This is a genomic window from Streptomyces europaeiscabiei (assembly GCF_036346855.1).
In the GTDB taxonomy this organism is placed as follows: domain Bacteria; phylum Actinomycetota; class Actinomycetes; order Streptomycetales; family Streptomycetaceae; genus Streptomyces; species Streptomyces europaeiscabiei.
This window is the reverse complement of sequence record NZ_CP107841.1, coordinates 9,577,318-9,599,542: the sequence shown is the minus strand read 5'-3', so window position 1 is coordinate 9,599,542 and position 22,225 is coordinate 9,577,318. Positions and strand designations below refer to the sequence as shown.

Annotated in this window: 17 protein-coding genes and 3 pseudogenes; 9 read left to right on the top strand and 11 right to left on the bottom strand. The window is 69.8% G+C overall.

The features are described 5' to 3' along the window. Positions 1 to 30: 30 nt before the first annotated feature. Positions 31 to 225, bottom strand: a complete 195-nt coding sequence (locus OG858_RS41695) for a hypothetical protein (protein ID WP_143677300.1) — start codon at positions 223 to 225, stop codon at positions 31 to 33. Between the two features lie 696 nt (positions 226 to 921). After that, positions 922 to 3,303 (bottom strand): phosphoketolase family protein, encoded by a 2,382-nt coding sequence (locus OG858_RS41690; RefSeq protein ID WP_319259831.1) that lies wholly within the window; start codon positions 3,301 to 3,303, stop codon positions 922 to 924. A 49-nt stretch (positions 3,304 to 3,352) separates the two neighbouring features. Between OG858_RS41690 and ppk2 the strand changes: the two genes are divergently transcribed. Beyond that, positions 3,353 to 4,156, top strand: a complete 804-nt coding sequence (ppk2, locus tag OG858_RS41685) for a polyphosphate kinase 2 (protein WP_086749845.1) — start codon at positions 3,353 to 3,355, stop codon at positions 4,154 to 4,156. Between the two features lie 17 nt (positions 4,157 to 4,173). On the opposite strand, the gene OG858_RS41680 is transcribed toward ppk2, so the two are convergent. Genes OG858_RS41680 through OG858_RS41670 form a run of 3 tightly spaced genes read right to left on the bottom strand, consistent with a single transcriptional unit; the run spans position 4,174 to position 7,020 of the window. Next, positions 4,174 to 5,052 carry a universal stress protein gene (locus OG858_RS41680; RefSeq protein WP_319065433.1) on the bottom strand — a complete coding sequence of 293 codons (879 nt, stop codon included), beginning with the start codon at positions 5,050 to 5,052 and terminating at the stop codon, positions 4,174 to 4,176. Positions 5,053 to 5,057: 5 nt separating this feature from the next. After that, positions 5,058 to 6,080, bottom strand: coding sequence for a zinc-dependent alcohol dehydrogenase (locus tag OG858_RS41675; RefSeq protein ID WP_319065434.1), 1,023 nt, complete (start codon positions 6,078 to 6,080; stop codon positions 5,058 to 5,060). 34 nt (positions 6,081 to 6,114) lie between these two features. Continuing rightward, positions 6,115 to 7,020, bottom strand: a complete 906-nt coding sequence (locus OG858_RS41670) for a universal stress protein (protein ID WP_319259825.1) — start codon at positions 7,018 to 7,020, stop codon at positions 6,115 to 6,117. Between the two features lie 266 nt (positions 7,021 to 7,286). Here OG858_RS41670 and OG858_RS41665 point away from each other — a divergent pair, with 266 nt between their 5' ends. After that, positions 7,287 to 8,093, top strand: a complete 807-nt coding sequence (locus OG858_RS41665) for an NAD(P)/FAD-dependent oxidoreductase (protein WP_319314999.1) — start codon at positions 7,287 to 7,289, stop codon at positions 8,091 to 8,093. Between the two features lie 16 nt (positions 8,094 to 8,109). On the opposite strand, the gene OG858_RS41660 is transcribed toward OG858_RS41665, so the two are convergent. Next, positions 8,110 to 8,688, bottom strand: coding sequence for a TetR/AcrR family transcriptional regulator (locus OG858_RS41660; protein WP_086749916.1), 579 nt, complete (start codon positions 8,686 to 8,688; stop codon positions 8,110 to 8,112). Positions 8,689 to 8,776: 88 nt separating this feature from the next. Between OG858_RS41660 and OG858_RS41655 the strand changes: the two genes are divergently transcribed. The 3 genes from OG858_RS41655 to OG858_RS41640 all read left to right on the top strand — a co-directional run bounded on the left by OG858_RS41655 (position 8,777) and on the right by OG858_RS41640 (position 11,857). Beyond that, the gene (locus OG858_RS41655) at positions 8,777 to 9,223 is read left to right on the top strand and encodes a DUF1772 domain-containing protein (RefSeq protein WP_086749915.1); all 447 of its coding nucleotides are present in this window, start codon (positions 8,777 to 8,779) and stop codon (positions 9,221 to 9,223) included. 232 nt (positions 9,224 to 9,455) lie between these two features. Next, positions 9,456 to 9,881 carry a DUF4267 domain-containing protein gene (locus tag OG858_RS41650; protein WP_319314996.1) on the top strand — a complete coding sequence of 142 codons (426 nt, stop codon included), beginning with the start codon at positions 9,456 to 9,458 and terminating at the stop codon, positions 9,879 to 9,881. 704 nt (positions 9,882 to 10,585) lie between these two features. Beyond that, positions 10,586 to 11,857, top strand: a complete 1,272-nt coding sequence (locus tag OG858_RS41640) for an MFS transporter (RefSeq protein ID WP_319314993.1) — start codon at positions 10,586 to 10,588, stop codon at positions 11,855 to 11,857. A gap of 166 nt (positions 11,858 to 12,023) precedes the next feature. Here OG858_RS41640 and OG858_RS48375 read toward each other — a convergent pair. Both OG858_RS48375 and OG858_RS41635 read right to left on the bottom strand, forming a co-directional pair. Further along, positions 12,024 to 12,374: pseudogene (locus OG858_RS48375) on the bottom strand (maleylpyruvate isomerase N-terminal domain-containing protein); the annotation flags it as partial. Positions 12,375 to 12,386: 12 nt separating this feature from the next. After that, positions 12,387 to 13,715: a fumarylacetoacetate hydrolase family protein gene (locus OG858_RS41635; protein ID WP_306300396.1), complete on the bottom strand. Its 1,329-nt coding sequence runs from the start codon at positions 13,713 to 13,715 to the stop codon at positions 12,387 to 12,389. A gap of 701 nt (positions 13,716 to 14,416) precedes the next feature. Here OG858_RS41635 and OG858_RS41630 point away from each other — a divergent pair. Continuing rightward, positions 14,417 to 14,713 carry a helix-turn-helix domain-containing protein gene (locus OG858_RS41630; protein ID WP_256961200.1) on the top strand — a complete coding sequence of 99 codons (297 nt, stop codon included), beginning with the start codon at positions 14,417 to 14,419 and terminating at the stop codon, positions 14,711 to 14,713. Between the two features lie 456 nt (positions 14,714 to 15,169). Here the strand turns inward: OG858_RS41630 and OG858_RS41625 are convergent, their stop codons facing one another. Both OG858_RS41625 and OG858_RS41620 read right to left on the bottom strand, forming a co-directional pair. Further along, the gene (locus OG858_RS41625; protein WP_319315005.1) at positions 15,170 to 16,078 is read right to left on the bottom strand and encodes an intradiol ring-cleavage dioxygenase; all 909 of its coding nucleotides are present in this window, start codon (positions 16,076 to 16,078) and stop codon (positions 15,170 to 15,172) included. Positions 16,079 to 16,806: 728 nt separating this feature from the next. Then, positions 16,807 to 17,169, bottom strand: a pseudogene (locus tag OG858_RS41620) (iron-containing alcohol dehydrogenase); the annotation flags it as partial. An 878-nt stretch (positions 17,170 to 18,047) separates the two neighbouring features. On the opposite strand from OG858_RS41620, the gene OG858_RS41615 reads away from it, so the two are divergent. Further along, the gene (locus OG858_RS41615; RefSeq protein WP_319065437.1) at positions 18,048 to 19,433 is read left to right on the top strand and encodes an MFS transporter; all 1,386 of its coding nucleotides are present in this window, start codon (positions 18,048 to 18,050) and stop codon (positions 19,431 to 19,433) included. A gap of 174 nt (positions 19,434 to 19,607) precedes the next feature. On the opposite strand, the pseudogene OG858_RS41610 reads toward OG858_RS41615, so the two are convergent. Beyond that, positions 19,608 to 20,165: pseudogene (locus OG858_RS41610) on the bottom strand (zinc-binding dehydrogenase); the annotation flags it as partial. A 521-nt stretch (positions 20,166 to 20,686) separates the two neighbouring features. Here OG858_RS41610 and OG858_RS41600 point away from each other — a divergent pair. Further along, positions 20,687 to 20,827: a hypothetical protein gene (locus tag OG858_RS41600; protein ID WP_179201248.1), complete on the top strand. Its 141-nt coding sequence runs from the start codon at positions 20,687 to 20,689 to the stop codon at positions 20,825 to 20,827. A 113-nt stretch (positions 20,828 to 20,940) separates the two neighbouring features. Next, the gene (locus tag OG858_RS41595; RefSeq protein WP_086750674.1) at positions 20,941 to 22,014 is read left to right on the top strand and encodes a TauD/TfdA family dioxygenase; all 1,074 of its coding nucleotides are present in this window, start codon (positions 20,941 to 20,943) and stop codon (positions 22,012 to 22,014) included. The last annotated feature ends 211 nt before the right edge of the window (positions 22,015 to 22,225 follow it).

Genomic DNA, 22,225 nt, shown 5'->3' with positions numbered 1-22,225 from the left:
TCGGCTCATGCCGGAGCACGGTACGGGCTGTCACCGTCGAAGAGTCACCCGTACGACGAGGAGGGACGGACCGATGCCCAGGGGCGAGTACATGAAAGCGCGGCTGTGGCGCTGGCGGGGCAATCCGCTGCGGCGCCGCGACGACATCGCGGAGGCTGGATCGTGCTCGCCGTCCGGGCGGTCGTCGTCGTGGGCGGCACCGTCGCCGGGCTGGTGACGGCCCATGCCGCGAGTGAGGTGTTCGCACGGCGGCGGGCCGAGCGGCAGTCCGTCCGTGCCGTCGTCCTGAACGACGTCCCGCGCATCGCCACCGTGCCCGGCGGAACCACGGGGCGGAGGATGGCCGCTGTGCGCCGGACGACACCCGACGGCTCGCCCCGTACGGACCGGATCTTGGTGACCGCCGGTCTCGAGGCCGGATCCAAGGCCGTGGTCTGGCAGGACGGCGAGGGACGTCTTGTCCCCCGAGCCGACGGATCCGACAGCGGCGGCGGTCGAGTCGGGTGTCCTGGGTACCGCGGCCGGAAACCCTCCAGCGCCGCCGAGTGGCCCTTCGCCGTGCCGGAGAAGGACCGCGCGACCTGGGAGGCCAGGAGGTGCAGCTCCTGGCGGACGTGCTGCGTCCGTGGCGGGAGAAGTACCGGGAGGTGCCGGTGCTCGAAGACGTCGTTCTGCTCACCCCGGTTCAGGCCCTGCTCCACCACTCCGCCGGTGCCGCGCCGGTCGTGGTGGGCACGCGCCCCGGCACGCGGTGGGGCGAAACCGCAGGGGTTCTCCTCCACGAGGCCTCGTGGACGGTTGCCGTGGTGCCGGGACGGTCGACCACTCGGTGGGGACGGCACCGGCCCCGACACCCGTCTCGTTGCGGGAGTCGGGGCCGATCCCATCGGCCGGTTCCTTCCTCTGCCCCTGCAGGGGTTCTCAGGTGCTCCAGGTCCAGTCGGCGACCTCGGGCAGGTCGATGCCGTGTTCGCGGATCCAGGCATGGTGGCGGGTGCGGACGTCGGCCATCTGCCGGCGTACGGCGGCGGCGCGCACCGCGAGGCCGGGGACGCGGTCGATGACGTCCATGACCAGGCGGTAGCGGTCGAGGTCGTTGCGGACGACCATGTCGAACGGTGTCGTGGTGGTGCCGGACTCCTTGTAGCCGCGTACGTGCAGGTTCTTGTGGCCGGTGCGGCGGTAGGCGAGGCGGTGGATCAGCCACGGGTAGCCGTGGTAGGCGAAGATCACCGGCTTGTCGGTGGTGAACAGTCCCTCGTACTCGAAGTCGCTCATCCCGTGCGGGTGTTCCTCGCGCGGGAGCAGCCGGGTCATGTCGACCACGTTGACGACGCGGACGGCGAGCTGCGGCAGGTGGCGGCGCAACAGTTGGGCGGCGGCCAGCACCTCCTGGGTGGGCACGTCCCCGGCGCAGGCGAGGACGGCATCCGGTTCGCCGCCGTTCTCGGTGCCGGCCCAGTCCCAGATCCCGGCGCCCCGCGCGCAGTGGGCGCGGGCCTGCTCGATGGACAGCCAGTCGAAGCAGGGCTGTTTGCCGGCCACGATCACGTTGACGTAGTCGCGGCTGCGCAGGGCGTGGTCCGCCACCGAGAGCAGGGTGTTGGCGTCCGGCGGCAGATAGACGCGTACGACCTCGGGGCTCTTGTTGAGGACGTGGTCGACGAAGCCGGGGTCCTGGTGGGAGAAGCCGTTGTGGTCCTGGCGCCACACGTGCGAGGTGAGCAGGTAGTTGAGGGAGGCGATGGGCGCACGCCAGGGCAGCTCGCGTGAGGTCTTCAGCCATTTGATGTGCTGGTTGACCATGGAGTCGACGATGTGGACGAACGCCTCGTAGCAGGAGAACAGTCCGTGCCGGCCGGTGAGGAGGTAGCCCTCCAGCCAGCCCTGGCAGGTGTGTTCGGACAGGATCTCCATCACCCGGCCGTGCCGGTCCAGGTGTTCGTCGACGGGCAGGTGTTCGGCCTGCCAGGCCTTGCCGCTGGCGTCGAAGACGGCCTGAAGGCGGTTGGAGGCGGTCTCGTCCGGTCCGACGACCCTGAAGTCCCGGCGCAGGCAGGTGTCGTTCATGACCTTCTCCAGGAGGTCGCCGAGGACCCGGGTGGGTTCGTGCAGCGTCGTGCCCGGCTTCTCGACCGGTACGGCGAAGTCGTCGAGTGAGCGGATGGGCAGGTCGCGGACGAGGAGTCCACCGTTGGCATGTGGGGTGGAGCCCAGGCGCCTGAGTCCCTCGGGGACACAGGCGAGGACGTCGGCGACGGGCCGGCCGTCCGGGCCGAACAGTTCGGCGGGCCGGTACGAACGCAGCCAGGCCTCCAACTGGCTGAGATGTTCCGGGTTCTCCCGGACACCGGCCAGTGGAACCTGGTGCGCGCGCCAGGTTCCCTCGACGGGCACACCGTCGACCTCGGCGGGGCCGGTCCAGCCCTTCGGGGTGCGCAGCACGATCACCGGCCAGTGCACACGCTCGGCGACTCCGTCCTCGCGGGCTGACCGCTGCATCATCGCGATGCGGTCCAGCGCCTCGTCGACGGCCCTGGCCATCGCGCGGTGCACCTGCGTCGGGTCGTCACCGGTCACGTGGATGGGCACATGGCCGTATCCCCGCAGCAGCGCGTCCAGTTCGCTCTCCGGGATGCGGGAGAGCACCGTCGGATTGGCGATCTTGTAGCCGTTGAGGTGCAGGATCGGCAGGACCGCTCCGTCGTGCACCGGGTCGAGGAACTTGTTGGAGTGCCAGGAGGCGGCCAGTGGCCCGGTCTCCGCCTCGCCGTCCCCGATGACACAGGCCACGAGCAGGTCGGGGTTGTCGAGCGCGGCGCCGTACGCGTGCGCCAGCGAGTAGCCGAGTTCACCGCCCTCGTGGATGGAACCGGGCGTCTCCGGAGCGACGTGGCTGGGCACCCCGCCGGGGAAGGAGAACTGCCGGAAGAGCCGTGCCATGCCCTCCGCGTCGCGCGGCACGTCGGGGTAGGTCTCGCTGTAGCTGCCCTCCAGCCACGAGTTGGCCAGCACGGAAGGCCCGCCGTGTCCCGGGCCCCACACGCACAGCGCGTCGAGGCCACGCGCCTTGATCACCCGGTTGAGGTGCGTGTACACGAGGTTCAGGCCGGGCGAGGTGCCCCAGTGGCCGAGGAGCCGGGGCTTGATGTGTTCCGGTCGCAGGGGCTCGGTCAGCAGGGGGTTGGCCATGAGGTAGATCTGGCCCGCGGTCAGGTAGTTGGCGGCCCGCCAGTGGGCGTCCAGGGTGCGCAGCTCGTCGTCGGAAAGTACGGTGACGTTCTGGTGTTCGACCTTGGTCATGGGTGACTCCGGAACTCATCGAATGGGGTCGTCGGGTGGTGGAGGCAAAATGGCCGACAAGAAGGCGGCGAGAGTGCCGCGCGCGGCGTACGAGAAGGAACTGCTGCGCCTGCAGACGGAGTTGGTGAAGCTCCAGGAGTGGGTGCGGGCGGAGGGCGCCCGGCTGGTCGTGGTCTTCGAGGGGCGGGACGCGGCGGGCAAGGGCGGGACGATCAAGCGGGTCGCCGAGCATCTCAACCCGCGCGTCGCCCGGATCGCGGCGCTCCCCAAGCCGACGGAGCGCGAGCGCACCCAGTGGTACTTCCAGAGGTACGTCGAGCATCTGCCGGCCGCCGGGGAGATCGTGCTGTTCGACCGGTCCTGGTACAACCGGGCCGGGGTCGAGCATGTGATGGGCTTCTGTACGAAGGAGGAGTACCAGCTGTTCCTCCGCCAGTGCCCGATCTTCGAGCGGATGCTGGTCGAGGACGGGATCCTGTTGCGCAAGTACTGGTTCTCGGTGAGCGACACCGAGCAGCAGGAGCGGTTCCGCAAGCGGCTGGAGGATCCGCTGCGGCGCTGGAAGCTGTCGCCCATGGACCTGGAGTCGCTCACCCGCTGGGAGGCGTACTCCCGGGCGAAGGACGAGATGCTGGTGCACACCGACGTCTCCGAGGCGCCCTGGTTCGTGGTCGAGAGCGACGACAAGCGCCGGGCGCGGCTGAACATGATCGCCCATCTGCTGGACTCCGTGCCGTACCGCGAGGTCCCGCCCCCGGTGCTGGAGCTGCCCGCGCGCCCGGCGTCGACCGGCTACCAGCGCCCGCCGCGCGATCTGCAGACGTACGTCCCCGATCACGCGGCGAGTCTCTGAGCAGCCGGTCACCGTGCTCACTCCTGCTCGGGCACGATCACGACCGGGCAGGCGGAGTGGTGCAGCACCCCGTGCGTCACCCGGCCGAGCTGGAGTCCGAAGTGCCGCTGCCGGCGCTTGGCTCCGATGACCAGGAGGTCGGCGTCGCGCGAGGCGTCGACCAGCATGTTCCGGGCGTGGCCCTCGACGGTACGGCGGTGCAGTCGGACATCGGCAGGGGCGTCCTGGAGCGCCGCCTCCAGGGCCTTTACGGCCTGCTCCTCGTGCACGCGCGCGGGTTCCCCGGCCAGCAGAAGATGGTCGGTGGTCTCGTGCGCGGGGCACCGCCAGGCCCGCAGGGCCTCGACCTCCGCCCCGCGTCGCCTCGCCTCGTCGAAGGCGAAGCGCACCGCCGCGGAGGACGTCGGCCTCTCCCCCACGCCGACGACGACGCGGCCGTGCGTGGCGGGCAGGGCCCGGTTGTCGTGGCTGCCGCGTACGACGATCATCGGGCAGTGCGCGTGCGCGGCCACCGTCAGGCTCACGGAGCCCAGCAGTGCCTCGGTGAGGGCGCTGCGGCCCCGGGTGCCCGTCACCAGCAGGGAGGCGGTCCGGCTCTCCCGCAGCAGCGTGTATTCGGGTTCCTCGGGCAGCACCTCGGTGGTGATCTTCACGTCGGGCCGGCGGAGGTGGGCGCGCCGGGCGGCGCCGTCCACGATGTCCTCGGCCCGTACCCGCTCGGACGGCTCGCCCAGGTCCTCGGCGAGCCGGGCGCCCTCGTACCGCTCCCACAGCGAGGCGTACACCAGGCGCAGCGGTGCCCCGCGCAGGGCGGCCTCGTCGGCCGCCCAGTCCACGGCCCGCAGGCCGGGCTCTGAGCCGTCGACGCCGACGACGATCGGCAGGTCCATCGACATCCCGCTCACCTTCCCGCACCGAGGTCGAACACGATCCGGGCCTTGACCTGGCCGCGCAGCACCTCGTCGATGGATTCGTTGACGGAGGCCAGCGGGCGGGTCTCGCAGATGACCCTGGTCCGGCCGGCCGCGTGCAGCCGGAAGACCTCGGCCAGGTCCTGCCGGGTGCCCACGATCGAGCCGATCACGCTCGTACCGTTCAGAACCGTGTCGAAGATCGGGACCTGGACGGTGCCGTGGGCGGGCAGGGCGACCATGACGAGCTTGCCGCCACGCCGCAGACCCGCGTTGACGGCCGCGAAGGCCGCGTCGTTCACCGCGAGCGCGATGGCCGCGTGGGCGCCGCCGTGCCGCTTGAGGACCTCGCCGACGTTCTCCTTCCGGGCGTCGATGACGATGTCCGCGCCGAGTTCGCCGGCGAGTTCGAGCTTCTCGTCGGTGACGTCGATCGCGGCCACCGTGGCGCCGGCGATCTTGGCGTACTGCACGGCGAGGTGGCCGAGTCCGCCGATGCCGGAGATCGCGACCAGCTGCGCGGGCCGCACCTCGGCGACCTTGAGGGCCTTGTACGTGGTCACGCCGGCGCAGGTCAGCGGGGCGGCGTCGACGGCACTGACGCCGTCGGGCACCACCTGCGCGAAGTCGGCCCAGGCCAGCATCTTCTCGGCGTAACCGCCGTCGCAGCCGTAGCCGGTGTTGATCTGCTGCTCGCACAGCGTCTCCCAGCCGGACAGACAGTGCTCGCACCGCCCGCAGGCCCTGCCGAGCCAGGGCACGGCGACCCGCTGTCCGACGCTCAGGTGGGTCACGCCGTCGCCGAGCTTCTCGACGAGGCCGACGCCCTCGTGACCGGGGACGAACGGCGGGTCGGGCTTGACGGGCCAGTCGCCGTGGGCGGCGTGGATGTCGGTGTGGCACAGCCCGGAGGCCTCGACGCGGACCCGGACCTGGCCCGCGCCGGGCTCGGGGTCGGTTCTCTCCTCGATGACGAGGGGCTCGCCGAAGGCTCGTACGACCGCTGCCTTCATGGTGTCTGCTCCTTGAGTGGTGGGGGTCGGGGGGTCAGCCGTGCGGGACGACGGCGACGGGGGCGGTGGCGTGGTGCAGGACGGCGTGCGTGACGGGCCCGATGTGGGCGCCGAACGGGTTGCGGCGGATCCTGCGTCCCACGACGACCAGCGAGGCCTCGCGGGAGGCGTCGACGAGATGATTGCCGGGGGTGCCGTAGTGGGACTCCTCGGTGACCTCGACGTCCGGGTGCTTCTCCCGCCACGGGCGCAGCATTTCGGTCAGGGCGGTGGTCTCGCGGCGGGCGAGGGCCCGGTGGAGTTCGAGGTCCGCGGAGAGCCCGTAGGCGTAGTACGGGGGCGGATTCCAGCCGTGGACGACCCGCAGGGACGTGCCGCGGCGGGCGGCCGCCGCGAACGCGAACTCGATCACTTCCTCGTCGGGGCTCTCGATGTCGAAGCCGAGGACGACGGGCCGGAACGGAGTCGCGGCGGACGGGATGCCGGCCGGGTCCGTCTCGTGCTCGTCGGCGGCCTGTTCGCCGGCCCGGACGAGGACGACCGGCCGTTCGGCGTGCGCCAGCACGGAGAGACCGACCGAGCCGACCATGAATCCGGCGATCCCGCTCAGACCGCGTGAGCCCAGCACCAGCAGCTCGGCGTCTTTCGCCGCACCCGCCAACACCTCGGAGGGGTGGCCGGACAGCTGCTCGGTGGTGACGTCGACGCCGGGGTGGCGCAGGCGGATTCTTTCCGCCGCTTCGCGGGGAATCCTCTCGGTCCAGTGCTGATGGGTCTCCGCGCCCAGCAGCGGCGCCTGCGCGATGGGATCCGGAACGGGCTCCCAGACATGGACCAGCTTCAGCGGCAGACCGAGCAACCGTGCTTCGCGGGCCCCCCACTCGGCAGCGGCGCGGCTCTCGCGCGAGCCGTCGAGACCGACGGTGATGGTGCGGGTCATGATCTCCACCTTCCGAATGCGCCGAATCGGCGTCCCCGTTCAGCGTCGTTCCTGGACGAGGCCCAGGGCAGGGGCCGCAGGTCCCTGCCCTGGGCCGACCGGCCCTGGCCGGCGTCGGGTGCGGCGGACCCGACGGCGAGCCCGCCGCGCCTCCCGTGGTCAGCGCAGCCAGCGGCTGTCGCGGACGAGCGGGAGCCTGGCCCAGACCTTGCCGAGGCCCAGGGTGTTGCCCGCCGAGGCAGCGGCCAGGGCGTCAGGGTGACGGCGTGGATCAGGTGGTGGTCACCGTCTGCGGCGGCGGCCTGACCGGCATCGAGGCGGCCACCGAGATCGCCGAGAGCCACCCCGGCCTGAGCGTCACGCTGATCAGCCTGGACGAGCCCGGCGGCATGATGGGCCCCGAGGCCCGCGCCTACCCCTACGGCGCGCTGGACCGCCTCGGCGTCACTCTCGAGACCGGCGCCCGTGTCACCAAGGTGCTGCCCGACGCCGTCGAACCGGCCGACGGCCGGCTCGTCCGCTCCGACGCCTGCCTGTGGACCACCGGCGTCAAGGTGTCACCGCTCGCCGCCGACGCCGGGATCGCCACCGACGACCGCGGCCTCATCCTGGTCGACGCCACCCTGCGTTCGGTTTCCCACCCGGAGATCCACGCCATCGGCGACGCCGCCGCCGTTCGTCTGACCTGGGGCCAGATCCACGGCACCTGCCGGAGCGGCCTGCCCACCGCCCAGTACACCGCCGACACCATCGCGCGGCTCGTGCGCGGCAAGGCCGTCAGGCCGTTCCGCTTCGGCTACTTCCACCAGCCGGTCAGCCTCGGCCGCCGTGACGCCGTCATCCAGTTCCAAGGCCGACGAAACCCCCCGCCGCATGCACCTCAACGGCCGGAGCGCCGTCGCGTACAAGGAGATGGTCAGCGGCAGCCCGCTCACGACCTACCGATTCAGCAAGCGCATGAACGTCACCACCACCATCTCCAGGGACGGCCGCCGAATCGGAGCACCGGCAACGCGTTGAAGGGCGCGCTGGAGCGGGTCGACGAGATCGCGGCCCTCCGCCCGGGACGGTGAGGGCCGAGCAGGTGTGTCAGACCACGGCGAGCCGGTCCACCAGCAGCTCCACCCTCTGCGCGGCGTCCTCGGGCAGCAGCCGTCCTGCCCGGGCCAGGGTCGCGAGGCCGTGCAGGGACGCCCAGAACACCTCGGTGAACAGCCCCGGGTGGACGCCGTCCCCGGCGACCTCGCCCAGGCTCTCCAGCAGCGCGGCGAAGGCGTCCTTGAGAGGTTCCGGGGTGTCCTCCTGCGCGAAGGCCAGGCCGCCGTCGAGCTGGAACAGGGCGTCGTAGACCGCCGGGTTGCCTGCGGCGAAGTCGAGGTAGGCGCGGGCGAGCGCGGCGACCCGCTCGCGCGGGCCGTCCGCTGCGGCTGCCGCGGCCCGTACCGCCGCGGCCAGTTCGGCGGCGCCCTCCAGGGCGACGGCGCCGATGATCTCCCGCTTGCCACGGAAGTGGCTGTAGAGGACGGGCTGGCTGTACTCGATGCGCTCGGCGAGCCGACGCGTGGTGACCGCGTCCCAGCCCTGCTGCTCGGCGAGTTCGCGGGCCGTCGCCACGATGAGGCGCTCGCGCTCCGCCCGCTCGCGCTGCTTGCGTTCCTGTACCGACATGATTCGATTCTAGCACCGCTAGACAATCAAGCGGCAGCAGTACTAGCGTTGCCTCATCATCTAGCAACACTAGATTTCAGGGGGCAACGTGTTCAACGCACTCGAGGTCGTCACCACCGTGATCGTCGGCGTGATGGTGGGGGTGGAGTTCTCCGTCGCCTTCGTCATGAACCCGATCCTCAACGCACTCCCCGAGGACAGTGGCCAACTCGGCCACGCCCACGGGGGCCGGATGCTCGGCGCCGTGATGCCGGTCTGGTACATCGGCTCGCTCGTCCTCGTCGCGGTCTGGGCCATCGCCGGATGGCACCACCACGGCACCGGCCTCGTCGTCACCGCCGGCGCGCTGCTGGCCCTCAGCGTGATCATGTCGCTCCTGCTGCTCGTCCCGATCAACAACCGGAACAAGACGTGGACCCCCGACAACCGGCCCGCCGACTGGAAGGAGCAGATGAACCGCTGGACCCGCTTCCACTACGTCCGCCTCGCCGTCATCATCGCCGCCTTCACCCTGCTCGTCGCCGCCCTCACCTGAGCCCGCGGGCCGACGCCGCGCCGGTGGCACACGATCCCCACTCCCCGGGCGGCAGCCGACCACCGAAATCCCGACATCCGGGAATGCGGCTGCCGCTCGGATCCCGCAACGGCGATCCCGACAAACCACGCCCCTCGATCGGCCGCGTCCGCGCGGCCTGATCAGGCTCCACACGACTCAGCAAGCTCCACGAAGGTCACCAAGCCGACCAAGACCCGCAAGGAGAAGGACAATGTCGCTGAAGAAGATCAACACCGTCCTGGCCGCCACCTCCATCCTCTTCATCCTCTGGTTCGGGGCGGAGTTCATCCTGAGCCCGGAGACGACGGCGCCGGGCTTCGGCCTGCCGAGCTGGCCGCCCGGCGACGGCGGCGGCTTCCTGATCATCAAGGGAATCCGCGACGTCGTCCTGGCCTCGGTCCTGGGCATCCTGCTGGTGACGGGCCACCGCCGGGCTCTGGGCTGGGCGCTGCTGGTGGAGTCCCTCGCCGCGTACGGCGACATGACCACCGTGCTGGCCCACCACGGCTCCGTGGCCACCGCGCTCGGCGTCCACTGCCTGACCGCGACACTGATGGTGGTCAACGGCCTGCTGATCACGCGCGAGACCCGCAAGGTCGCGGCCGCTCCGACGACACCCGCCCCGCAGCCCGCCTGACGCCACCTTGGCGCGTGCCGGTATTCGCCTGTCAGAGCCTGCCGGGAAAGGCGAGGCGCACGATCTTCTTCCAGTGGGTGGCGGCAGGGCCCCTCCGTGTCCCGTCTCATTGGATCTAGCTCTCGGCCAGGGCTTTTGGCAGGCATGATGCATCGTGTAGTGGGACGGTCCGAGGCCGGCGTCTCAGTTCTTCGTGTTCGCCGACTGTGAGGGGGTGACTGTGTCTCAGTTCATCGTGTCCACGGGTGTGGAGTCCGTCCATGAGGTCCGACGTGGGTGTGGCGCTCGGGGCCGAGGGCCGATTGCCCGGAGCGGTCGTGGTCAATGACGAGGTAGGGCCGACTCACCATCAGAATCCGGCGGAAGTCTGGAATCACTCGTCGGCCGGCGGGACGTCGGCAGGTCTCGGGATCACCGGATCCGGGAGAAGAGCAGGGTCAGTGCGGCGAGCGGGATCCCCGCTGTCGTGATGGCCATGGCGGTGTGGAGGCCGAGTGCGGTTCCGAGCGTGCCGCCGAGCAGTGCTCCGATGGGGATCGTTCCGTTGGCTGCGGAATGCCGTGCCTGCGGTGAGGCGACCGAGGCGATCCGGCGGGCAGTGGCGTTGCTGGAAGCTCGCCTTGATGATGTCGCCGGCCCGGTTCCGGTCGACGGCGGAGGCCCAACACCAATGATCACCGGAGCCATCAGGGGGAGCCCGCAGCATGACCGGCACCACGGAGGCCCTTGGCGGGTCGGCTGCAGTCGGCGATGCAGCACGAAGCGTCACGCGCCCGTTCTACGTATACGCCGTGCTCGCCAACTCGCTGTTCCAGCGTGGCGTATTCGTCCTCTTCCTTCTGCAGCGCGGCTTCTCCGCCGGGCAAGTGGCCGTCCTTCAGACACTGCTCTACCTGGTCAGCGGACTTGCGGAGTTGCCTACGGGAGTCATCGCCGACCGAATCGGCAGGCGTGCCGGCATCGTGATCGGCCAGGTGCTGATAGCCGGATGCCTGCTCGGGCAGGTGACGTCCTCCAACTACTGGGTGTTCCTCGCGCTGTTCATCGGCCAGGGCGTGGGCATGGCATGGGTATCCGGTTCGGACACCGCCCTGCTGTACGACCTGCTCGTGCGTCGTGGTGCAACGGCCGACTACGTCAAGATCAAGTCCCGGTTCACCATGCTCGGGACGGTCACCTCGGGAGTCGCCATCGTCGTCGGCGGCCAACTGCAGCAGTTTTCCTGGGGAATCGTCTACGTCGGTTCGGCGTCGTGCCTCGTCCTGGCCGTGGTGGTGCTGATGTCACGGGTGCCCGAGATCCGCGGCGCGGACGCGGTGGACGAGCAGGACGGAGCCGAGAAGAAGCACGGCGACGCCACAGCATGGCGGGCGATGCTTCGGGTCGCCACGCCGGCGCTCGTGACGCTTGTCGTGGTGTCCGGATCGATGCATGCGACTTTGACGCCGTACATCATTTTTACGCAGAAGACGCTCTCCGATCAGGGAGCGGGCACCGCATTGGTCAGCGTGGTCATAGCGGCGGGATTCTTCGTCGGCGGGCTCACTCCCCTGCTGTCGGACCGCGCGGACCGACGCATCGGGTATCGGGTCATCGTCCCGGTGTCTCTCCTGACACTCGCCGTGGCGCTCGGCCTGAGCGGCCTCGGCCTTGTCTGGGTCACCATCGCCGCGTTCCTGCTCCTGGTCGGAATTCCCGAGATCACCGCCGTGATCGTGGACAACGCGTTCAACGAGGCAGTGCCGTCGCGCCACCGGGCGAGCCTGCTGTCGATGATCGCGTTCGTGGAGTCGGCGCTCATCGGCATCGGCTATCTCGTCCTCGGCGCGCTCATGGACGGGTTGGGCTCCAGTGTGGGCATGGCCACCTACGCCGCGGTCCCCCTACTGGCATGCCTCCTGTGGCTCCCGGTGCTCTTCCGAGGGCCACGGGTGACCACCGAGATCGAGAAGCCCGCCGACCAGAAGGCATCCTGAAACAGACCATCTCGAGCAACGCCCCTGCCCGACAGCGGGGGCGTTGACCGTTGACATGTCGCTCCCAGCGGCGACGGAGCTGCTGTGCGCCCTGCCCGACGTCGTAAACCCACACCTCCCGCACCCGCATCCAGGGCACCTCCGAGGCCGGCACCGCCCTCCCACTCGCTGTCCGGGCGGTCACACTCCAGCACTCGTAGGGCAGAGTGTCGAGTGTCTCGCACAGTCGTCCGTCGGCCGCGAGGAGCGCGGCGCGCAGTTCGTCGGCCGGGCGGCGGGCGTATGCCTCGATCTCGTTCGTACGCTGTTCGTCGTCGGCGTACATCGGGGTCTCGATACGCCCGTACGAGCCCATGTGAGCAGGTTTGACGAGCGCGTGGGCGTTGCGGGCCACGTGCGCGATGACGTGGGCCCGGCTCCAACCCGGCAGTGCGAGGGGCCGGTGAGGCTCGCGTCGGTCGCCCGGTGCGCGGCGGCCTCGAAGGCGGTCGTCCCCCTCGCCCGCCCAGTCCGGCATTGCGCGCCCCGCTCACCGTGCCTCCCTGCGACACATGTTGCGGCACTCGCCGAGCCCTTCGATCCGGGTGACGAGCAGCGAACCGTGCTCCAGGTAGCGGGCGGGCTTACGCGCATGGCCGACACCGCCCGGTGTGCCGGTGGCGATCACGTCACCCGGAACGAGCGTCACGATCTCGGACAGGTACGACACCAGCGTGACCGGGTCGAAGACGAGATCAGCGGTGTCGGCCTTCTGGACCGTGTCGCCGTCGACCTCGCACGCCAGCTCCAGGTTCCCGGCGGGCACTGCGGGGTCGTCGGCGGTGACCAGCCACGGACCGATGGGCGTCGTGGCCTCGAAGGTCTTGCCCTGGTGCCATTGAGCGGTGCGGAACTGCCAGTCCCGGGCGGTGACGTCGTTGAGCACTGTGTATCCCGCGATCGCCGCGCGCGCCTGCTCGGGGCCCGCGTGCCGGACCTCCGCGCCGATGACGACGGCCAGTTCGGCTTCCCAGTCCATCTGCGTGGACGAGGCTGGCAGGACGACGTCGTCGTACGCGCCGACCAGCGCCCGCGCGTACTTCGAGAAGAGGGTGGGGTGTCGGGGCAGCTCCCGGCCCATCTCCAAAATGTGATTGCGGTAGTTGAGGCCGACGCACACGACCTTTTCCGGAGCGACGACCACAGGGGCGTAGTCCAGGGCGCCTTCGTACCGTTCGCCGTCGGCGGCCTCGGCCCGCGCGGACCAGTCGGGGTGGCGCAGGAAGGCGACCATGTCGCTCTCGCCCAGGTCCACCGCCTTGTCCTCGTCGATGCGCACGGCACGGGTGATGCCGTTGACCCGGATGGTGGCGAGCTTCATTTGTTCTCTCCTCGGTGGGTACGCGCGAGACCCAGCGCCTCGTACACGGGCTCGTCGCTGAAACGGAACAGGTCGATCTGTGTGCGTGCGGTGAGCGTGACCTCGCACCAGCGACGGGACCACGAACAGGTCGCCCCTGGTGATGTCGAAGACCTTGTCGCCTGTCGCGACCGTCTCGCCGTCGAAGACCTGCCACACGGCCGAGCCGACCGACCGCACGGGGACGGTGCGCGTTCCTTGGCGCAGTCGGCGCATCTCGGTGCGGACAGTGACCAGGGCGTCCTTGCCGGTGGTGGAGTTGGAGAAGCGCACGCCGGCGCGCCCCGGCTCGATCACCCCGAGGGCGCCTTCGGACTCCGGCTCCAGCTGGGCGGTGCGCGCCGCGGCCGTGTGCTCCCATCGGTACGCGGCCAGGGGGAGGTCGGTCGGGCCGGCTGATCGGGCGCAGGCCCGGGTGCCCCCAGAGCCGCTCGCCGCGGGAGTGCTTCGGCGTGGCACGGGTGGACGGCTCATCGGGCCCGAACTCGAAGAATCCGGCGTCCAGTTGGGATACGAGCGGGACGTCGGGGCCGTCGATGCAGGTCATCGGCTCATCCGTGACGTTCTGGTACTCGTGAAAGGCCCAGCTGGGAGTCGGCAGCAGGTCGCCGCGACGCATGGCCACCGCATCCCCGTCGACGTTCGTCCACACACCCTCTCCTTCGACGACGAACCAAAGGCGCCCTGGCTGCGCCGGCGCGAGGGAGCGACCTCCCTCGGCCTCAGGTACCGGATAGCGGTCCACAGGGTCGGTGTCGCGTACGGCAGCCCTTTCAGGCCCGGGTTCGACAGCGCCATCGCTCGCCGTTCACCGCCGCGCCCCACCGGCACCAGCCGTCCGGACCGCTCAGCCATGGGGAGCAGTTCCGCCCACCGCCACAGATGCGGGACGGCGGTCGGCTGCGGGGACATCGGCATGAGGTCACTGACTTGTGTCCACAGCGGTGCCAGACCAACACCCCTCAACATCTGCATACAGTTTGTCGAGCAGCTTCCACCGACTCGCGCCACCGACTGCGCCTTTCACGTCAGCCTCCGGACCCGACGAGAGGAATCCTCGCCAATGTGTGCACAGTTTAATGAGGCGATCCTACGTTGTGGTTGCCCTTTACGGAATCTGGTGAGCCTAGGATTCCTCTACGAGGAATCCCTCCCATCCGGTGAGCGCCGCCGGTAACGCCCTGCGTGCCGTACAACTGCTGCACGAACGCGACGAGCTCCGCGTGATGGACGTCGCCGGCGAACTCGGCGTCGCTCGCTCGACCGCACACCGGATCCTGGCGATGCTCGTCTTCCATTTCCATGGCTTCGCGGAGCAGGACCGTCACAAGGTCTACCGGCCCGGGCCCGCCCTCCAGGCGACCCGAGGCAGCCTGTGCTTCCGCTTCGGCCACGAACCGGCCGACGGTGGTGTGCACGCCGTCTGCACCGATGACGACATCGGCGACCTCCCGTGATCCGTCGGTGATGGTCAGCTCGACGCCTTCGTCCAGCCGGTGGAGGCCGGCGAGCCGCAGCCCCAGACGCAGCGACGCCTCGGGGACGGCCGACCGCACCGCGGCGGGGAGGTCGGCGCGGTGCGCGACGTAGCTCTGCTCACAAGCGCCGTTCGCATGCCTCGCCGCGCTCCTGGGAGAAGAGCACGCGCCCGTCCTCCCAGCGCCGGACCTCCCGTCCGGCCCGCAGTGCCACCGCGCGTTCCCGGAAGCGATCAAGTCGGCCGAGGCCCCAGCAGTCGCACGGCGTTGGGAGGGACGACGAGGCCGGCACCGACCTCGGTCAGGGCGGGAGCCCGCTCGTGCACGGTCGCCTAGATCCCCGCCCGGTGCAGGAAGGCAGCGGTCGCGAGACCGCCGATTCCTCCGCCGATCACGGCCACGCGCAGTCCGGCGTGTGCTGGCTGTCGTGTCTGTTCATTCGCAGAGTCCTGTCTGTGCGGGAGCGAGGACGATGTCGAAGCGGACGCTGGACCAGGCACGGCCGGCCACGTCGCGTCCGTCGGGGGTGGGGGTCGCCGCGGGATGCTCCACGAAGTCGTGGATGAGCGAGTCCTTGACGCCGAACACGGCGTCGGAGGTGAGGAGTTCGTCGCCCCGGACGAAGATGTGGGTGATCAGGGTCCGCTTGCCGTCGGCCCGGACGTCGAAGTGCAGGTGCGAGGCGCGCATGGGGGAACGGCCGACCGCGGCCAGCAGCGCGCCGACGGGGCCGTCGTGCGGGATCGGGTACGGGGTCGGGGTGATCGCCCAGAACCGGTAGTGGCCTGTCTCGTCGGCGACGAGGTGACCCCGCGCCGCCATGCGGTCGTCGTCGTACTGCACGTCGTAGAAACCGTCCTCGTCGGCTTCCCACACCTCGATGCGCGCACCTGGCACGGGTTCGCCGTCGGTTCCGGTGACCGTGCCCTCGACCCAGCACGGCTGCCCGGCGGCACCGAAGGAGATGTCCCCGCCCAGCGGGATCTCGGGTGATCCCTCGACGAAGAACGGCCCGAGCACGGTCGCCTCCGTCGCGTTCGCACAGGCCTCGTTGTTCATCGCGATCGTCTGCATGGACGCCCCGAGCACGTCCGACAGCAGAATGAACTCCTGCCGCTTGTCGTCGGTGATGTGTCCGGCCGCGGTGAGGAACTCGATCGCGGACGCCCATTCCGCCTCGGTCAGCCGCACCTCGCGCAGGAACGCGTGCAGGTGCCGGGTCAGCGCCTGCGTCAACTGCTTCAGCCGTGGGTCCTTCGCGGTCTCGAACGAGGCCACGACCTGCTCGACCAGAGCCTGTTCCCTCTCCTGCTGCTCAGCGGTCCGGTTCTGCTCACTCGTCATCGTCATCATCCGTCCTCCATGCCATCGGTCATCGTGCTCGGGTCCGCCCCCCGCCAGGCCGAACGCAGCAGGCGCTGGAGAGAGCCGGCCGTCACCGGACGCGCATTGCCGGCCGGCACCACCTCCAGGACCGCCCGGACCCCGTCGTCGACGTCGGACTCCTTCAGCCCGTAGTCGCGCAGCGCCTTCGGCGCGTCCACGTCGTGCCGAAGGCGCTGTAGCCCCTCGATCGCCGACCGCGCTCCGAACGCGGCCGCGATCCGCCGCTCGGCCTGCGGGGCGCCGGGCGCGGGGCGCGTTGAAGGCCAGCACGTACGGCAGCACCACCGCGTGGGTCTGGGCGTGCGGCAGGTCGTACCTGCCGCCGAGGGCGTGGCAGATCTTGTGGTGCAGCCCGACCCCGCCGACGAGAACGCCACGGCAGACGGGTACGTCCCGTACAACGCCCGCTCACGGCCCGGAAGGCCGGCCGGGTCGGCCATCACCGCGGGCAGCCCGGTCGCCGGCGCGTGGATCCCCTCACCCGCAGCGCCCGGTCGACCGGATCGACACGAGGGCCCCACATCGCGTTGACGCAGTGCGCCAGCGCGTTCAGCCCCGAGGCGACACTCATCGGCACCGGCAAGGACACGCTCAGCGTCGCGTCGTACACCACCGAACGGGGCAGGACTCGCGCGTCCACCCTCGTGGTCTTGCGTGCCCGCTCGGTCAGACCCCACACTCGTGGCCTCCGAGCCCGCGTAGGTGGTGGGGACGTCCACCATGGGCACGTCCGCAGTCAACGCGATCGTCTTCGCCAGTCCGGTGGTGGAGCCCCCACCGACACTGACCAGGCAGTCCACCTCGTGTACGGTCGCGGCGGCACGTGCCCGCTCGGCGACCTCCACGGGAACGTGCATCACCACCTCGCTCCACCGCAGCGCGACCGGAAGGCCGGCGGTGACCCGCTGCGCAAGCTCCGCCTCCGCCTCCGCGGCGATCACCATCACCCGCGTGGCGCCGAGCCGCTCCACCTCGGCCCGTAGCGCCGACACCGCCTCGCCCGAGGCGAAACACACCCGCTGAGGCAGCGTCTCGTGCTCGAAACGCATCAACGACCTGTCTGCCGAGTCGGTGTCATGACCGCCGCGGTCCCGCGGCGTCACGGTCATGCGCATGCCCTGACTCCTTTCATCGGTGATGGGACAGACGGCGGCCTCCGCAGCCGACGGCGGCGGCGTCTCCCCCGCGTCATCCCGTGAGGGGCCTCAGGAGCCCGAGGGTGAGATTCCGCGATCGGTCTCACCAGGGGCAGCACGATGTCCGCTGAATGGACATCGAGTAGGGAGCCGAGACGGCCGACAGCAACGACCGCGGGCGCAAAGTCACCTCTCGGGCCCTGGCGATCCTGGGGCGTACCCGCCGGAACGCCCGGAGCTGACGCTCGCCCGGATATGCCGGATCGCCGGCCTCAGCCACGCCACCGCACACCGGTTGGCCGACGAACCGACCACGTGGGGAGCAGCGGAACGTATCCCCGGTGGCGCCTACGTCATCGGCCTGCGCCTGTGGTGGCAGCCCTGTCCGTGGTGGGCGCCGATGCCCGGACCCACCTGCTGGTACCGGCGGTGGTGCTGGCCGGCCGCGGTGTCGCGAGCCCGAAGGGCCGGTGCCGAGGCGTGACGTGTTCGCGCTGAGCAGCCTGACATGAACAACAGATGTGCATACACTCACGCTCTCACATCGCACCAATGTGAGAATGTGGAGCGATTTTCTGGACGTAACTCTTTACAGGCCCGTAGCAGTGTGCACACTTAGCGATGCGGGGCGAGCAACACACGATGCCGCCGGAACATCGGGAAGAGCCGCCGTCCTCGCCTCCGCATGTGCGTCCTGGGGTGGATCCTCCGACGGCCTCCACAAGAACGTACGCCACATCCAAGCGAGAGAACCCTCACCGCAACAGCAGAGCCATGTGAGAGGAACCGTCATGCACGAAGACAGCCGCAGAGGAAGTCGTGGCAACGCCACCTGGCCCCCGGTGACACTGCTGGTACTCGCGATCTGCGGGATCACCGTCGTAGCCGACGGGTACGACGTCGTCGTCTACGGCGCGGTGATTCCGACCCTGCTCCACGAACCCGGATGGGGCCTCACTCCCGCCGGTGCCGGTCTGATCGGTTCATTCGCTCTTGTCGGGATGCTCATCGGAGCCACGACGGTCGGCACGCTCACCGACACTCTGGGCCGACGCAAGATGCTGATCGGCTGCCTGATCTGGTTCTCGGTGATGACGGGCCTGTGTGCGACGGCCACCTCTCCGGAGGTGTTCGGCCTCTTCCGCTTCCTCGCCGGCCTCGGTCTCGGCGGTGTGCTGCCGACCGCGAGCGCGCTGGTGGGTGAGTACTCGCACCCCAAGACGCGCAACCTGGTCTTCGCGATCCTCTTCAGCGGCTTCCCCGTAGGCGGCATCATCGCCGCCCTCACCGGAATCTTCGTGCTGCCACGGTTCGGCTGGCAGACGATGTTCCTCCTCGGCCTCCTCCCGCTTGTCCTCGTCCTGCCACTGGCCATCAGGTTTCTGCCGGAGTCGATCACATTCCTCCGGACGAAGGGACTGCACGCCGAGGCGGACAGGATCGCGGACCGCTGGAACATCACCGCGGACGATGCGCAGCAGGGCGTACCCGCGCCTGAGCAGAGCCCGTCCGGTACCGACTCGGGCAGCATGTCGCCGGTACGGGCCCTCTTCTCGCGCAGCTACGTCGGAGCGACCGTCTGCTTCCTGGCGATGACGTGCCTGTGCCTCTTCATGATCTACGGCTTCAACACCTGGCTCCCGGAGATCATGCGTCGCGCCGGCTACTCCACGGGCTCCTCGCTCGGATTCCTCCTGGTGTTCAACATCGGAGCCGTCGTCGGCACGCTCGTCATCTCGCTGGCCGCCGACCGATTCGGCTCCAAACCGATCATCACCACGACCTACCTCGTGTCCAGCGTGGCCGTCATACTGCTCAGCCTGCGGCTGCCCACGACGGTGCTGTACGCGGCCGTCGCGCTGGGGGGTGTCGGGGCGATGGGCACGCAGTCGTTCGTCCTCGCCTATGTCTCCAAGCACTATCCGGTGCGCATGGGCGCCACGGCGATGGGCTGGACGCTGGGGTTCGGCCGCCTCGGCTCGATGCTCGCCCCGCCGCTGCTCGGGCTCATCATCGGAGCCGGGCTGGCGTTCCAGTGGAATTTCTACGCACTCGCCGTACCCGGCGTCATCGGCGCCCTGCTGGTCGGGCTGGTTCCCCGCGCACCGGAAGCGGCAACGGCCACAGGCCACGGGGGTGTTGGCGGGACAGCGCGTCCCCTCGCGGGACAGACGTGAGAAACGCGCCCGGGGTGACGCCCGTGCAGCCGCCTCACCCGCGCCACCGATAGACCCGCGAGTGGGCAGCAGTGCCTCAGGATGAGGCACTGCTGCCCTGCTCAGCTCTTCCCCGGTGAACCCTCGGGGCGTTCGGGACGGCCCTGCGGCGACATTCGGCATCCCCGGAAGGGCTCAGCTCAGCGCCGCGATGTCGATGACGATGACGATGACGAACCGGTAGCGCACGTCGGAGGCGAGGACGCGCTCGTACGCCTCGTTGATCTTCCCGGCCGGTATGACCTCGATCTCGGAACCGATGCGGCGCTCCGCGCAGAAGTCGAACATCTCCTGCGTTTCGCGGATGCCTCCGATCAGGGAGCCGGCGAGGGCCCGCTGTCCGCCGAGAAGGGCGAAGACATCGAGTGGGACCGGCTCGGGGGCGCCGACGTTGGCCATGATGCCGTCCGTGGCAAACGGCGGCAGGTAGGCATCGAGGTCGATCCGGGCGCTGACCGTGTTCACGATGGCGTCGAAAGTACCGGCGAGTCGCTCGAAGGCGGCCGGAGTGCTGGCGTGGTCGTGGTCGGCGCCCAGAAGCAGACCATCGTCCTGCTTCTTGAGTGACTGGGAGAGCACGGTGACTTCGCAGCCCATGGAGTGCGCGAGCCTGACGGCCATGTGGCTCAGCCCGCCGAGGCCGACGACGGCCACCTTCTTGCCGGGACCGACACTCCAGCGGCGCAGGGGCGACGCCGACCCGGTCACCCTCGGCGTACCGCCGCCGACGACCCCGCGCTTCCCCTTGAACTCCGGCTCACCGCTCTCGCCCGGGGCTACCTCGGCTTCGCCATCGACAACGCCGAGCTGCTGGAGCTGATGTACGCCCGCACGCACGATCCCGACGCCGCGGAGCAGATGGCGGCCGCGGTCGAACGGACGCTGAAGCAGGGGGAGGATCTCGGCTTCGACGTCGCGGGTCCACAGGGAGTATTCGGTCTGCAGCGCGGCCACGGGGTGCACGGCGTATGCGCGGCGGATCGTGGCTTCCTCCTCGACGAGGACGAACAGGTCACCGAGAGCCATCGCCCTCGACCTGGCTTCCCTGCCGCCCGCGACGCGCAAGGTCGTCGAGGCCGCCGCCGTCAACGGCGCCACCCGGACGCTGCCACCACCGCCGTGCGCGTACTGTAATACGAGACGATGTCCCGCCTATTGACTCATATTCTGCCCTCGCCTACGGTTGAGGTACTTCTCGAAAGGACGGAACCAGCATGGACACAGTCGCCCTGATCGGCGCTCTGCTCGTGTCGTGCGCTGGCCGCCGGACCTATGACGAGCCGCTCAGCTACTTCCCGCCCCGGGAAGGACTGCGCCCCGGTACGGCCGCCGGCGAGCCTCAGACCCCGTTCTGAGTGTTCCGAGTGCCGTTCGTCGCCGAGCGACGAACACCCGCCGCACCGAGACCGTCGTCGTCCGTCGGGTCTTCGCCCACGGGCTTTCACCGTATTTCGAGGAGCGCATCATCATGACCACCACTGTCGGCCTTCAGCCGATCTCGGGACCGTCCGCCTGGCGCGGCGACGAGCTGTCGAGGTCCACCGAATGGATCTACGTGCTCAGCGACGCCGAGCGCGCCGAGCTGGAGGCACTGGGACGGCGCTTCGTCGCCGAGAACCCCGACCTGCGCACCGTCACCGCCGCCGACTACCCGTTCGACGCCTGCAGCGCACTCAACGAGGAGTGCGCAGCCCAGATGGACACCGGACGCGGCTTCGTCCTGGTGCGCGGCCTGCGCACCGAGGAGTACGGCGACGCCATGGCCGCCGCCATCTTCTTCGTCATGGGACTGCACCTGGGCCAGCCGATCGGACAGAACCAGCGTGGGGACCTGCTCGACCACGTGATCGCCACCTCCAACAAGACGTTGTCCGACGAGGGGGCTCTGCCCTCCCGTGTACGGGACCGGCTGCCGTTCCACTCGGACAGCTCCGACGTCGTGGCTCTCATGTGCCTGCGCGGCGCCAAGGATGGTGGAGCCTCCAGCCTGGTCAGCGGCACCACCATTTACAACGAGATGCTGCGTCGTCGGCCGGACCTCGCTCCTCGGCTCTTCGACACGTACCACTGGGACTGGCGGCGTCAGGACCCCGACTCTCCGGAACTGACGTACACCTCGCCGATCATCGGCTACGTCGACGGAGTCTTCAGCACCTACGCGGGCAACTCGATGATCTTCAGTGCCCAGGAGTACCCCGGTGTCCCGCGACTGACGCCCGACCAGGTCGCGGCCATCAATCTCTTCGACGAGATCTCGCAGGAGCCGGGCCTGCCGATCGACATGGATTTCCAGCCGGGGGACGTGCAGTGGCTGCTCAACTACGCCGCGCTGCACTCACGCACCAGCTACGTCGACCACCCGGAGCCGGAGCGCCGTCGGCACCTGCTGCGTCTGTGGCTCAGGCGGGACGTCGGCCGCCCGCTGGCTCCCAAGTTCGGCAAGCACGTAGTCGAGTTGGGTGAGCCCACGACGCCGCTGGTGCCTGGCGGCCGGTTCCGTATCGCCGACGCGGTCACCGTCAACGACGACTGGGGAGTGTGACAGCACCACCGACAGTTTCCCCACCGCCGCAGCCATGCCGACGCACGGCTGCGGCGGTTTTGTGCCCGGACGAAGAAGTCCGTCAGGAACCAGTGCCGTCGAAACCGTCAGGCAACAGCGCCGACGACCGGACATCGCGGGGACCGGCGACCCACGAATCACCTCCGCCGGGCCCGAACCCCGCCGGCGACCGGCGCAACCTCTCCATGAA

What these genes read in the sequence shown, in the direction of transcription:
- OG858_RS41695 (WP_143677300.1), bottom strand. Translation starts at nt 225, where the DNA reads ATGGGCCGTCACCAGCCCGGCGACGGTGCCGCCCACGACGACGACCGC.
- OG858_RS41690 (WP_319259831.1), bottom strand. Translation starts at nt 3,303, where the DNA reads ATGACCAAGGTCGAACACCAGAACGTCACCGTACTTTCCGACGACGAG.
- ppk2 (WP_086749845.1), top strand. Translation starts at nt 3,353, where the DNA reads ATGGCCGACAAGAAGGCGGCGAGAGTGCCGCGCGCGGCGTACGAGAAG.
- OG858_RS41680 (WP_319065433.1), bottom strand. Translation starts at nt 5,052, where the DNA reads ATGTCGATGGACCTGCCGATCGTCGTCGGCGTCGACGGCTCAGAGCCC.
- OG858_RS41675 (WP_319065434.1), bottom strand. Translation starts at nt 6,080, where the DNA reads ATGAAGGCAGCGGTCGTACGAGCCTTCGGCGAGCCCCTCGTCATCGAG.
- OG858_RS41670 (WP_319259825.1), bottom strand. Translation starts at nt 7,020, where the DNA reads ATGACCCGCACCATCACCGTCGGTCTCGACGGCTCGCGCGAGAGCCGC.
- OG858_RS41660 (WP_086749916.1), bottom strand. Translation starts at nt 8,688, where the DNA reads ATGTCGGTACAGGAACGCAAGCAGCGCGAGCGGGCGGAGCGCGAGCGC.
- OG858_RS41650 (WP_319314996.1), top strand. Translation starts at nt 9,456, where the DNA reads ATGTCGCTGAAGAAGATCAACACCGTCCTGGCCGCCACCTCCATCCTC.
- OG858_RS41640 (WP_319314993.1), top strand. Translation starts at nt 10,586, where the DNA reads ATGACCGGCACCACGGAGGCCCTTGGCGGGTCGGCTGCAGTCGGCGAT.
- OG858_RS41625 (WP_319315005.1), bottom strand. Translation starts at nt 16,078, where the DNA reads ATGACGAGTGAGCAGAACCGGACCGCTGAGCAGCAGGAGAGGGAACAG.
- OG858_RS41615 (WP_319065437.1), top strand. Translation starts at nt 18,048, where the DNA reads ATGCACGAAGACAGCCGCAGAGGAAGTCGTGGCAACGCCACCTGGCCC.
- OG858_RS41600 (WP_179201248.1), top strand. Translation starts at nt 20,687, where the DNA reads ATGGACACAGTCGCCCTGATCGGCGCTCTGCTCGTGTCGTGCGCTGGC.
- OG858_RS41595 (WP_086750674.1), top strand. Translation starts at nt 20,941, where the DNA reads ATGACCACCACTGTCGGCCTTCAGCCGATCTCGGGACCGTCCGCCTGG.